Source organism: Polaribacter sp. HA6-7, assembly GCF_055693625.1.
On sequence record NZ_CM146338.1, the window covers coordinates 1,414,005 to 1,426,589 of the forward strand.

Sequence of the window (12,585 nt, forward strand, 5' to 3'; positions counted from 1 at the left end):
TGAGGTTTTGTTTCTAAAATAAATGCTATTTATTTGGCGGGTAAAACTTTACCAATACATTCTCCAAAACCAATTCTTATGGTATCATTTTTACAATGAGCACGCATAATAACAGTATCGTTATCGTTTATAAACTTACGTGTAGTTCCGTCTTTTAAAGTAATTGGGTTTTGTCCACGCCAAGTTAACTCTAACATAGAACCAAAACTATCTTTGGTTGGTCCGTAAATTGTACCAGAACCCATCATGTCACCAGCTTCTACAGGACAACCATTAACGGTATGATGTGCTAATTGCTGTGCCATCGTCCAGTACATATATTTAAAATTTGAGTTTGCAACAATTGTTTCTTCACCATTTTCTGGCTGAATACCAACTTGCAAATTAATATCGTAACTACCTTTTCCTTCTTGCTTTAAATAAGGTAAAGGCTCATGCACTTGCTTCGGATTTTCTGTTCTAAAAGGCTCTAATGCATCTAAGGTAACAATCCAAGGTGAAATTGTAGAAGCAAAATTCTTTCCTAAGAAAGGGCCTAATGGCACATATTCCCAAGCTTGAATATCTCTTGCAGACCAATCGTTAAATTGCACCAAACCAAAAATATATTCTTCTGCTTCTTCGATAGGAATTCTGTCTCCAAGTACATTTGCATCCGTAGTAATAAATGCCATTTCTAATTCAAAATCTAATAATTTAGATGGTCCAAAACCAGGAGTTTTACTTCCTTCAGCAGGTTTTGTTTGTCCTAACGGTCTTCTAATTGGTGTGCCGAAGGTATTATAGAAGAACTTCTACCATGGTAACCAATTGGTATATGTAACCAGTTTGGTAATAATGCATTTTCCGGATCTCTAAACAAAGAACCAACGTTTGTAGCGTGCTCTTTACTTGCATAAAAATCGGTATAATCGCCTACAGAAACGGGTAAAAGCATTTCAACTTCATCCATTCTAAAGATAATTTTGTCTTTATGGTTTGCGTTGTCTCTTAAATTGCCATTTGTTACATCAAAAATTTCTGCAATTCTATTTCTAACCAAACGCCAAGTTTTTCTACCATCTGCAATAAAATCATTTAAATTATCTTGTAAGAAAATATCATCTGTTAATGGTATTCCTTCAAAATAACCTAATTGGTGTAAAGCGCCTAGATCAATAGCAAAATCGCCAATTCTACTTCCTATTGTAATAATATCATCTCTTGTAATAAAAACCCCAAACGGTATATTTTGTATCGGAAAATCTGAATCTTCTTCTACCTTTAACCATGATTTTCTATTCGGATTATTTGCTGTTATGATCATCTTATAAAAATCTTTATTTTGTTCAAATTTATGCAATTTTTTCTCATCTTTAAAATGAAATTTAACGAATAACTTATTTTTAACAATGCTTTTTTTGAATTGTATAAATCTTAATAAGTTCTTTAAAAATATACGAAAAAGTTATTTAATAGGATTTTGTTTTTTGTTACATTTGATACTTATTCAAAACAATTACAATGCAATTAGACAATCAAATTTTTGACCTTATTCAGGAAGAAAAAGAAAGACAATTAAATGGTTTGGAATTAATCGCTTCAGAAAACTTTGTAAGCGACCAAGTTATGCAAGCTCAAGGTTCTATTTTAACGAATAAATACGCTGAAGGATATCCTGGTAAAAGGTATTATGGAGGTTGTGAAATAGTTGATATTGTAGAGCAAATAGCAATAGATAGAGCTAAAGAATTATTTGGTGCAGAGTACGTAAATGTACAGCCACATTCTCGGTTCACAGGCTAACACAGCCGTTTTTGCTGCTTGTTTAAAACCTGGTGACACTATTTTAGGTTTCGATTTATCGCACGGTGGACATTTAACTCATGGTTCTTCTGTAAATTTTTCCGGTAAATTATACAACCCAACATTTTACGGTGTAGATGAAGAAACAGGAATTTTAAATTATGATAAAATTCAAGATATTGCAAATAAAGAACAACCAAAACTTATTATAGCTGGTGCTTCTGCATACTCTAGAGACATCGATTTTAAACGTTTTAGAGAAATTGCAGATAGTGTTGGTGCACTTTTATTAGCAGATATTTCTCATCCTGCAGGTTTAATTGCAAAAGGAATTTTAAATGATCCTTTGCCTCATTGTCATATTGTTACTACAACTACTCATAAAACATTACGTGGCCCAAGAGGTGGTATGATTATGATTGGTAAAGATTTTGAAAATCCTTTCGGAGAAACACTTAAAAGTGGTAAACCTAAAAAAATGTCGACATTATTAAATTCGGCAGTTTTTCCTGGTAACCAAGGTGGGCCGTTAGAACATGTTATTGCTGCAAAAGCAGTAGCTTTTGGCGAAGCTTTAACAGATGAGTTTTTAGAATATCAAATTCAAGTAAAAGAAAATGCAGCTGCAATGGCAAAAGAATTTGTAGCAAAAGGTTATAAAATTATTTCTGGTGGTACAGATAACCATTGTATGCTAATAGATTTACGTAATAAAAATATTTCGGTAAAGATGCAGAAATTGCTTTAGGTAAAGCAGATATTACGGTTAATAAAAATATGGTTCCTTTTGATGATAAGTCTCCTTTTGTAACTTCAGGTATTAGAGTTGGTACGCCAGCGATTACAACAAGAGGTTTAAAAGTTGAAGATATGAAAGCTGTTGTAGACTTTATTGATGAAGCGATTAATAATGCAGATAACGAAGAGGCTTTACATGAAATAGGTGAACGTGTTTCTGATATGATGAGCGCAAGAAGACTATTTGTAATGTAATCGTCTATAAAAATTATAAAAAAAGCATCAAGAAATTATTCTTGATGCTTTTTTTATGCTAAATACTTAAAAGTTGTTTTTACCAGCTTTTAACTTCTTTTTCTATTTTTTCTCGGGTTTCACCGTATTTTTCTTGAATTTGTCCAACAAGTTTATCAAATTTACCATCAGTTTCGGTAGATTTATCGTTGGTAATATTACCAAACTCTTCTTTAAATTCACCTTTTATTTGTTTCCACTTACCTTCGTTTGTATCCGTATTCATATTATTTAGTTTTATGTACTATTTCTAGTACTGGTTAATAATACTACAAATTTAAAACCTTTATATATAGTATATTAGTGGTATCAATCGAAAGAATAACTCATATGAAATATTACTTGCTTTTTCTGAGTTTTGAATTTTATCAGCAACTTTGTCTTTATCTTTAGTAACACTATGAACTTGATCTTTTAATTTATCTTTATCTTCTCCTTTTAATCTATCTTTATCGCTATCAGTATCTTTATAGCCTTTTTTTACAGTTCCTTTTAAGGGATGTAAACCTCTTTCATGAACATCTCCGGAGTTTCCTTTTGTTACATTTTCGGCACTTGGTCTTTCTTTATTTGACATAATATTTTTCTTTAAGTTATAATACACCAAAATTAATTTTAATTGTACGGTTGTATTAACTAATAAGGATTAAATAATGACTCAAAAGAAATAAAATCAGTTTTCTTTAGAACGTTCTAATAAGTTTTCTCGAATAGATTTTTTAGCTTTAGCTCCCATTTCTTTTAATTTCTGAACGCTTTTAATAAGGTTTCCTCTACCATCAACTAATTTATTCATGGCATTAGAATATTCTCTTTTACTGTCATCAATTTTTTTACCAATTCCAATCAAATCATTTAAAAGACCTTCAAATTTATCATATAAAGCACCCGCTTGTCTTGCTATTTCGAGTGCATTTCTTTGTTGTTTTTCATTGTTCCACATCGTATCTATGGTACGTAATGTAGCTAATAGGGTAGAAGGTGTAACAATAACAATATTTTTATCGAAAGCTTTGTTATATAGATGCGTGTCTTCATTTAAAGCAATTGCAAAAGCAGGTTCTATCGGAATAAAAAGCAATACAAAATCTGGAGATGCTATCTTATATATGTCTTCGTATTTCTTATCACTTAATTGTGTAATGTGTCTTTTTAAAGAATTTACATGCTCTTTTAAGAAAGTTTGTCTTAAACTTTCGTCTTCTTCATTTACATATTGTTCATAAGCCACTAAAGAAACCTTAGAGTCGATAATCATTTTTTTATTGTTCGGCAGATGAATAACTACATCGGGCAAAACCCTTTTGCCATCGTCATTTGTAAAACTTTGCTGCACAAAGTATTCTCGGTCTTTTTCTAAGCCGATTTTTCTAAAACTCGTTCTAAAACGAGCTCACCCCAATTTCCTTGAACTTTATTATCACCTTTTAGAGCTTTAGTTAAATTAATGGTTTCTTTACTCATTTGTAGGTTTAACTCCTTTAAACCAAGTATTTGCTGACGTAAAGCAGCATGATAATCGATACTTTCTTTATGTGTTTTTTCAACCTTATCTTCAAATCCTTTTATTTTTTCTTGTAAAGGATTTAATATATTTTGAATATTTTCTTTGTTCTGAACAGTAAATTTGTTCGATTTTTCATCTAAAATTTTATTCGCTAAATTTTCAAATTCTTTGGTGAACTTTTGTTGTAAATTTTCTACTTCGGTTTTGTTTTCCTTTAATTTAAGCTGAAGATTTTCAATCTCAAATTCTTGTTTTGATGTTATCGCAAGAAGTTTTTCTTTTTCTTGTTGATTATTTTTTAATTCTTGCTGATTTTCTATGAAGTTGTTTTCTAAAGTTTCTTTAGATTGAGATAACCTAATAGATCTCTCTTCTAAAGTGGCATTTGCTTTTTCTAAAATCGATTTTTCTTTCTCAAAATTAATTTTTGAAATTAATTTACCAATTAAAAAGCCAAATATTAAAAAAACTACAGCAATTATTAAGTATATGATTATTTCTGTCATCATGTCGAATTAAGTCCTTAAATTTATCATTTATAAAAAGAACATAAAACCTTTACTTTAGGTTTTTGTAAACAATTAACTTATCACTATCATTTGAAAGCAATATCTAAGTTTATTTTACATACTATTTTGGGTTGGAAGATTGAAAATGGTTTTCCGAAAGAGCCTAAGAAATATATTGTTATTGCCGCACCACATACTAGTTGGGTAGATTTTCCTATTGCAATTTTAACAAGAATGAGCGAAGGTATAATGGTTCATTTTATAGGAAAAAGTTCTCTATTTAAATGGCCGTTTGGTTATTTTTTTAGAATTCTAGGAGGCACGCCTGTAGATAGATCTAAAAGTAATAATATGGTAGATGCTGTTATTAAACTTTTTAATTCTAAAGAAGAATTTAGGTTAGGCATTTCGCCGAAGGAACTAGAAAAAGGTAGAAAAATGGAAAACAGGATTCTATTATATTGCAAAAGGAGCTAATGTGCCAATTGTTATGGCAACGTTAGATTTTGAAAATAAGACAGTTAAAATATCTGAACCTTATTATCCAACAGACAGTTTAGAGAAGGATTTTGATAATTTTAAGAGTTTTTTAAGAATATTAAGGGGAAAAACCCTGAATTATTTTAAAGAATGTAGTTTTAATAAATAAAATTCACTAAGTTTGTATTAGTAAATCGTTTTTAATAGAGATTAGGGGCTCTATTATTAAAAATTTACTTTATAGCATATGCTATGATGTAAGTCTTCAGTTCGCTGAAGACTTTTTTTATGAATTTTTTCTACAACTTTTTCTGCAATACCAATAATTACTTCTGTAGCTTTTACCATAGATTCTACAGGAACATATTCATATCTTCCGTGAAAATTATGTCCGCCAGCAAAAATATTAGGACATGGCAAACCTTTATACGATAATTGAGAACCATCTGTACCACCTCTTATTGGTTTAATTATAGGTGTAATTTCTAAGTCTTTCATTACTTCTTCAACCAAATCTACAATATGCATAACGGGTACAATTTTTTCTCGCATATTAAAATATTGATTTTCTATAGAAACTTCAATTAACTCTTCACCCAATTTTTCATTAAAATCGAATGCTATTTTTTGCATCAAATATTTTCTTTTCTCAAATAAATCTAAGTCATGGTCTCTAATAATGTATTCTAAAACTGTTTTTTCTACATTACCATGCATGTCGTGTAAATGAAAAAAACCTTCGTAACCACTTGTTTTTTCTGGCACTTCTTCTTGCGGAATGGCTGCCATAAAATCATTTGCAATTTTAAGAGAGTTTATCATTTTACCTTTTGCATACCCAGGATGAACAATTTTACCTGTAACAGTTACTTTTGCACTAGCAGCATTAAAGTTTTCATATTCTAATTCTCCTATTTGGCTTCCATCCATAGTGTAAGCCCATTCTGCATCAAATTTATTTACATCAAATTTATGTGCACCTTTACCAACTTCTTCATCGGGTGTAAAACAAATTCTAATTTTACCATGCTTAATTTCTGGATGTTTAATTAGATATTCCATAGCGGTTACAATTTCTGTTACACCAGCTTTGTCATCTGCACCCAACAAAGTTGTACCATCTGTAGTAATTAAAGTTTGCCCTTTATATTGTAGTAAATCTTCGAAATAATCTGGAGATAATATGATGTTTTTTTCTTCGTTTAAAAGAATATCATTTCCTTGGTAATTTTCTACTATTTGTGGTTTTACGTTTTTACCAGTAAAATCCGGACTTGTATCAATATGCGCAACAAAGCCAATTGTAGGTACTCGATGTTCTATATTACTTGGCAACGTTGCCATGATGTAGCAATTTTCATCTAAATCTACATCTTGCATTCCAATTTCTTTCAATTCATCAACTAAAACCTTTGCTAAATCCCATTGTTTTTCTGTACTAGGAAAAGCTGGGTTATTTGGATCTGATTCTGTATCTACAGTTACATACTTAATAAACCTATCTGTAATGTGTTTTTTATCAATCATTTACTGTTCAATTTTAATTTTATCTATTAAAGTTAAAGCCTTACAAATTCTTTTTGTACTAAAGAATCGCCATAAACTTCTGCTTTTATAGCTAAAGAACTACTTTTATTTAAAGGTACAAATAGTTGTAAAGATTTGTATTTAAAATTCTGTTTTTTACCAATAGAAACAACATAATAACTTTTTCTATTTAAAAAAGTTATTTCTTTCTGTTCTTTTTGAATTAGTTTATTAGTTAAGTTTTTGTGTTCTATTTTTAGCTTAAAAATATCATCTATTTCTATAGCGTTATTGATAAAGTTTACATCTAAAAGCAAGCTTTTGGTAAGTTGCTTTGTTGTATCTGCTGTATAAATAGAAGATTGATAATTGTCTGTAAAATTGCTTGTTTTCCAATTATTAGGCAAACTTATTTTAAAGTTGTTTTTAGCATCTGAAATTTCTTTTAAATTCTTAAAATAAATCTCATTACAACTAAGGTTTTGTTTTAGGTCTGATGACTTATTGCAATTAAAAAGTAGGAGTAAAGCTCCTAAAATAAGTGCGTATTTAAAAAGAAATTTACAATTCAAGTTTTCCTATTTTATTTGCACCACCTAACCAAGCAGTATTTTTATTTATAAATTGAATGGTATAATAACTATCATTAGAAACTTTGTTCCATGTTAATCCACCATCTTTAGAGTAAGAAATACCAGTTTTACCTACAGCAAAAACTTCTTTTCCGTTTGTATTAGGTACATAATGTATGCAACTTTTATAATTAGGATTTTCTGCATCTGCAATTAAAGTCCAAGTTTTACCACCATCTGCAGTAATTGCTTTATTAGCCTTATTTTCTAATGGTTTCGAGTAATCGCCGCCAATTGCAATTCCGTTATTTTTATCATAAAAATCTATAGAATACATTCCTTGTGGTCCGTTACCTTGTATTATTGGGGTTTCAAATAGTTGCCATGTTTTTCCGAAGTTATTAGACTTTAAAATTCTAGATTTTTTACCGCCAGAGGCAATATAAACGGTACTGCCAATTGTTTTAATATTGGTGTTACTTGCAGCAAAAAAGCTTCACCTTCGGCTATTTCAGGTAAATTTTCACACGGAATTTTATGCCAGTTTTCTCCGCCATCATCAGTAATTAAAATAGAAGCACAATTCTCTGTAGGATCACCAACGGCAATACCATGCTTATTATCATCAAAAAATGCAATTGCATCATAAAAAACTTTGGCATCTTCTTCTGTATATTGTAAAGTAGCTTCCATATCAGAAATTTTATAAAGCAATGCAGGATTGGCTATGGATAATGCAAAGTAATCTGAACCATTAAATGCTAAACTTCTAAAGTTAGGAATTATAGAATCTTTATATTTTATATTTAAAATAGACCAAGTTTTACCGTTATCTACAGTTGTTCCTATAGTTCCGTTAGAGCCAGCATAAACAACTGTTGTCGAATCTATTACTTGAATTGCTCTTATGCTAGTAGCATCAATTTTATATGTTTCAATAGAAATTGTACTAATATTTCTTGGCTGATATTCTTGTTTACAAGAGATTAAAAAAAGGAAAATTAAAATAATACCGAATATTCTTCTCATTTTTGATATTTTTATACGACTAAAGTAATCAAATCATAATTGATAATGAAAAAAGCATTGGTAATTTCAGGCGGAGGTAGTAAAGGAGCATTTGCAGGAGGTGTTGCGCAGTACTTAATGAAACATGAAAACAAAAAATACGATTTGTTTTTAGGAACCTCTACAGGAAGTTTAATGGTATCTCATTTGGCTATGGATATGTTAGATGAACTTAAAGAGTTGTATACCAATGTTAATCAAGAAACTATTTTTAGTAACAATCCTTTTAAAATTAGAAAAGTTGCTGGTGAAAAAGTAATAAGCATTAACCACTTAAATACATTTTGGAATTTTTTAAATGGTAGAAAAACTTTTGGGGAAAGTAAAAATTTAAGATCTCTAATTAAGAAAAATGTTACCAAAGAAATGTATAATAAAATTAGGGCGGCAAATAAAGAGGTTGTTGTTACTGTTTCTAATTTAACGGCAAATCAAATTGAGTATAAATCGATTAACGATTGTAGTTATGAAGATTTTTGTGATTGGATTTGGGGGTCTTGCAACTATGTTCCGTTTATGAGTTTATTAGAAAAAGATCATTGTCAATATGCCGATGGTGGTTTTGGTTCTTTAATACCAATTAGAGAAGCTATTTTAAGAGGAGCTACAGAAATTGATGCAATTATTTTAGAGACAGAAGTTACTCAAATTAACAGGTTGCCTGCAAAGAATCCGTTTTCTTTATTATTTGATGTCATGGATTTTATGTTGGTACATGTAGAAAGGCACAATATTACTATTGGTAAATTAGCGGCTTCAAATAAAGATATCAAACTAAACTTATATTATACACCAACAGTTTTAACCACCAACTCTTTGGTTTTTGATAAAAAACTAATGAAAAAATGGTGGAAATCTGGATTTAATTATGCTAAATCTAAAGAAGAAGAGAAGATGAGCGAATTTAGACCAGATATTCTTACAGATCAAGAAATGGAAGATTCTGCAGAAGAGGCAGAAAATTTAAATATCTAGCAAAAAAATCCAGCAATTAAGCTGGATTTTTTAATTTGTTATTTTAATTCGGAATACATATTATTCTTTGCCGGTGTAGCCAATTTAGAATTAAATATTTCTTCTGTTTTAATAAAGTCTTTTGTTTTTGCTGATGATTTAGCGCCAGTAGAAATATATTCTAGAGTTCTATCTAATAAAGGATCTGATCTTTCACCTAAAACACCTAAGTTTCCAATATCTTCACCTAAATTAATACCTGTAAAATTTGTTCCAGGGACAATTCCGTTCGGGTAATTTTTACCATCTTTATTTGTAATTTCTAAAACCAATGGCTGCATTGCATATGTATGCTCTGTGTTTAAATTGTCTCCACTTCTAAATAAATTATCAGAATCGTACAAAGTAATAGAACCTACTTGTTTACCTACAGTTGTTGTACCAACAATTTTTACATCGATGTATGCATCTAAAGCATTTATAACTAATTCTGATGCAGATGCAGAGCTACCGTAAACTATAAAATAAACTCTAGATAAGTTTAAACTGTTTATAGCTTCATCAACAACAATATTATCATTAGCATCTGTTTTGGTAATTTTTGTTGGAAAATTATTGGTAAAATTATCTGAAGAGAATGCGCTTAAAACTTTGTTATTCCACACTTCTTTAGAATAAACTTCTCCTGTAAATTGACCAGTTACCATGCTTCCTAAATATCCGGCAGAATTTGTAGAACCACCACCATTATACCTTAAATCGATAATTAAATCGTTTACAGCTTCTGCTTTAAAATTACTAAAAGCAGCATTTAAATCTTGGTCGTACGAACTTGCAAATTGATTATACATTAAATAACCAATTTTTTGAGTTCCATCTGTAATCACTTTAGAAACTGCAATTGGGTTTTCTTGAACTTCTGTTTTTTCTAGAACAGCAGTGCTGTTATTACTTATAGGACTACCTTCATTATAATCTGAAAAACCTAGTGTTATTGAAGCATCATCATTAAATAATAAATCTCTAAAATTGGTATCTGTTAATTGAATTCCGTTAACAGTACTAAAATAAGTACCTCTTGTAACCCCAGCTGTTGCAGCACTAGAGTTTGGAATTACATATCTTACGTAACCAAATATTTTTGTACTACTGTTTACATCTCTTACTAGACCAAAATCTAAACCAGTACTTAAATTAATTCCTTGAAAAGAATTTTCTAAAGCTACATAATCATCAACAATCCAAGAAAAACGATCTACAACTCCGGGTTGACTTAATAAACTATTAAAAGTAGCTTCGGTGAGTCGTATTGTCTAAAGTGTGTGTATAAATCCTCAAAATTATTGAATCTGTTATCAGCTAAATCTGCACATCTTCTTGCCATAAATAATACAAGTTTAATCCTTTCCGGATAAAATAATTTATTTCATCATCTGTGGTAATAATAAATTCTTCAACCTCTTCTCGAATTTGATTATTGACTTCTTCTTTACTGCACGATGCAGTTAAAACTAATAAGGATAGTAAACTTGCTAAAAAGTATTTTTTCATATTAATATGTGTTAGGTAAATCTTGTTTAATAAATACACCATTATCTAATTCTCTCTGTGTATCTATAGATTTGTATAAATATATAAAATTATTAGGATTACAAGTAACATTTGTACCAAGATTTCCTGTTGAGATATATTCTAATACTTTATCTAAAATAGGTTCTGACCTTTCACCAATAAAACCTAGATTTAAAATATCTTCATTTGGACAAGTTGCAATTGTTGGTGTAAAACCCTCGTTATAGGTTTGGTCGTCTTTATTGTAAAAACTTAACACAACAGGTTGTAAAGTTACTGTATGTGTATTGTTTTTTAGTTCGATATCGTAGTCTTGAGAATTATATAAAGTTATAGAACCTGTATTATTACCACTAGTAGCTGTACCTACAATATGTACGTTTATATAAGGTTTTAGGCTGTTTATTAATAGTTCTATTGCAGAAGAAGCGCTAAAAGAATCTCCATTTAAAATTATATAAACTTCTGTTAGGTTTAAACTATTAAAATCTGTTGAAGAATTAAGTTTATCAGGAAATTTAGTTAGTAAAGAATCTGGTTGATTTTCTAAAAACCAAGGTTGTGCTTTCGAGTTCCATTCTTCTTTTATAAACACTTCATCTGTAAATTGCCCGGTAATCATAGTTGCCAAATTGGTAATGTTTTTAGCGAAACTACCACCAGTAATATTGTATCTTAAATCTAAAACCAATTCGTTAATATTTTGATTTTTAAAATTTAAGAAAGTGTTGTTTAAATTGTTAATTGACGATTTAGATAAATTGTTATTGTACATTAAATAGCCAATATTGTCTGATCCTATATTAAAGGTTTTTTCTAAAAATGTAGTATCGTAATCGTAATTTTCTTTATCTAAAACAACCGTTTTTGCATTTGGTGTAACAGTTGTTCCGTCAAAATCTACCATACTTAAAGTATAAGATGTATTGCCATTTATTAATAAATCGAAATAATTATCTTCTGTTAATAAGATGTTATTTACAGCGTTAAAAAACTCACCTCTTTGTAAATCCTTTGAAGCTGCATTCGAATTAGGTAAAATATGTGTTACATAACCAATAACAGTATTTGTAGTAGTGTTAGGTTGTGCGATAATGCCAAATTCCATTCCGTTTACAAAAGCAGACCTTGGTATATCTAAATCTAAATTTGTATAATCTTCAATAAGCATAGACTTTTCATCTGTACTTAATAATAAACTAGAAAAAAGTGTATTATAATCTGCAAAACCAGTTAAATAAGCATTTAGTTGTTGGTCTGAGTTAAAACGTCTGTCAGATAAATCATCAATTTCATCTTGATGCAAATAATATGCGTTTAAACCTTTCCAAACAAAATCGTGCACAACTAAATTATTGGGTATTTGGTACTCTTTAGAACAATTGATAAGTAATAGTGTAATTGCGCCTAAATAAAAGAGTTTTAAGAGGTTTTTCATTTATAAAAAATAAGAATTGTTTTAATAATCTAACGCAATATAAATAGAAATAGTATTATTTTTAAATTCTTGTGTAACAAAATATATTGTTACTCGTCGTAATGATGTAAACCCGATAATAAAATAAGTTTAATTAACAGG

11 protein-coding genes and 3 pseudogenes are annotated in these 12,585 nt (G+C 29.6%); 3 read left to right on the forward strand and 11 right to left on the reverse strand.

The window, feature by feature from the left end; all coding sequences use genetic code 11:
- Positions 1–29: 29 nt before the first annotated feature.
- Positions 30–1,306, reverse strand: a pseudogene (fahA, locus tag ACZ1HD_RS07735) (fumarylacetoacetase).
- A gap of 197 nt (positions 1,307–1,503) precedes the next feature.
- On the opposite strand from fahA, the pseudogene glyA reads away from it, so the two are divergent.
- Positions 1,504–2,778 (forward strand): annotated as a pseudogene (gene glyA, locus ACZ1HD_RS07740) (serine hydroxymethyltransferase).
- A 79-nt stretch (positions 2,779–2,857) separates the two neighbouring features.
- Here glyA and ACZ1HD_RS07745 read toward each other — a convergent pair.
- The 3 genes and pseudogenes from ACZ1HD_RS07745 to ACZ1HD_RS07755 form a co-directional block, all read right to left on the reverse strand.
- Entirely contained in the window at positions 2,858–3,043 is a 186-nt protein-coding gene (locus ACZ1HD_RS07745) for a CsbD family protein (protein ID WP_079738774.1), read from the reverse strand.
- A gap of 60 nt (positions 3,044–3,103) precedes the next feature.
- On the reverse strand, positions 3,104–3,394 hold the full coding sequence (locus tag ACZ1HD_RS07750; RefSeq protein WP_472689100.1) for a hypothetical protein: 291 nt from the start codon (positions 3,392–3,394) through the stop codon (positions 3,104–3,106).
- Between the two features lie 96 nt (positions 3,395–3,490).
- Positions 3,491–4,830 (reverse strand): annotated as a pseudogene (locus tag ACZ1HD_RS07755) (DNA recombination protein RmuC).
- Positions 4,831–4,923: 93 nt separating this feature from the next.
- Here ACZ1HD_RS07755 and ACZ1HD_RS07760 point away from each other — a divergent pair.
- Complete coding sequence (locus ACZ1HD_RS07760) at positions 4,924–5,310, forward strand: 1-acyl-sn-glycerol-3-phosphate acyltransferase (protein ID WP_472689101.1); 387 nt, start codon at positions 4,924–4,926, stop codon at positions 5,308–5,310.
- Between the two features lie 228 nt (positions 5,311–5,538).
- Here the strand turns inward: ACZ1HD_RS07760 and pepT are convergent, their stop codons facing one another.
- The 4 genes from pepT to ACZ1HD_RS07780 all read right to left on the reverse strand — a co-directional run bounded on the left by pepT (position 5,539) and on the right by ACZ1HD_RS07780 (position 8,441).
- Complete coding sequence (gene pepT, locus ACZ1HD_RS07765) at positions 5,539–6,840, reverse strand: peptidase T (RefSeq protein ID WP_472689102.1); 1,302 nt, start codon at positions 6,838–6,840, stop codon at positions 5,539–5,541.
- Between the two features lie 32 nt (positions 6,841–6,872).
- The gene (locus ACZ1HD_RS07770) at positions 6,873–7,412 is read right to left on the reverse strand and encodes a hypothetical protein (protein ID WP_472689103.1); all 540 of its coding nucleotides are present in this window, start codon (positions 7,410–7,412) and stop codon (positions 6,873–6,875) included.
- Complete coding sequence (locus ACZ1HD_RS07775; protein WP_472689104.1) at positions 7,402–7,749, reverse strand: WD40/YVTN/BNR-like repeat-containing protein; 348 nt, start codon at positions 7,747–7,749, stop codon at positions 7,402–7,404. Before ACZ1HD_RS07775 ends, ACZ1HD_RS07770 begins: the two co-directional genes overlap by 11 nt.
- Positions 7,750–7,820: 71 nt before the next feature.
- Positions 7,821–8,441, reverse strand: coding sequence for a WD40/YVTN/BNR-like repeat-containing protein (locus tag ACZ1HD_RS07780; RefSeq protein WP_472689105.1), 621 nt, complete (start codon positions 8,439–8,441; stop codon positions 7,821–7,823).
- A 45-nt stretch (positions 8,442–8,486) separates the two neighbouring features.
- Between ACZ1HD_RS07780 and ACZ1HD_RS07785 the strand changes: the two genes are divergently transcribed.
- Complete coding sequence (locus ACZ1HD_RS07785; RefSeq protein WP_472689106.1) at positions 8,487–9,455, forward strand: patatin-like phospholipase family protein; 969 nt, start codon at positions 8,487–8,489, stop codon at positions 9,453–9,455.
- A gap of 38 nt (positions 9,456–9,493) precedes the next feature.
- On the opposite strand, the gene ACZ1HD_RS07790 is transcribed toward ACZ1HD_RS07785, so the two are convergent.
- From ACZ1HD_RS07790 to ACZ1HD_RS07800, 3 genes are all read right to left on the reverse strand, one after another.
- Complete coding sequence (locus ACZ1HD_RS07790) at positions 9,494–10,321, reverse strand: S41 family peptidase (RefSeq protein WP_472689107.1); 828 nt, start codon at positions 10,319–10,321, stop codon at positions 9,494–9,496.
- A 472-nt stretch (positions 10,322–10,793) separates the two neighbouring features.
- Positions 10,794–10,985 (reverse strand): hypothetical protein, encoded by a 192-nt coding sequence (locus ACZ1HD_RS07795; protein ID WP_472689108.1) that lies wholly within the window; start codon positions 10,983–10,985, stop codon positions 10,794–10,796.
- A 1-nt stretch (position 10,986) separates the two neighbouring features.
- Entirely contained in the window at positions 10,987–12,444 is a 1,458-nt protein-coding gene (locus ACZ1HD_RS07800) for a S41 family peptidase (RefSeq protein WP_472689109.1), read from the reverse strand.
- Positions 12,445–12,585 lie beyond the last annotated feature (141 nt).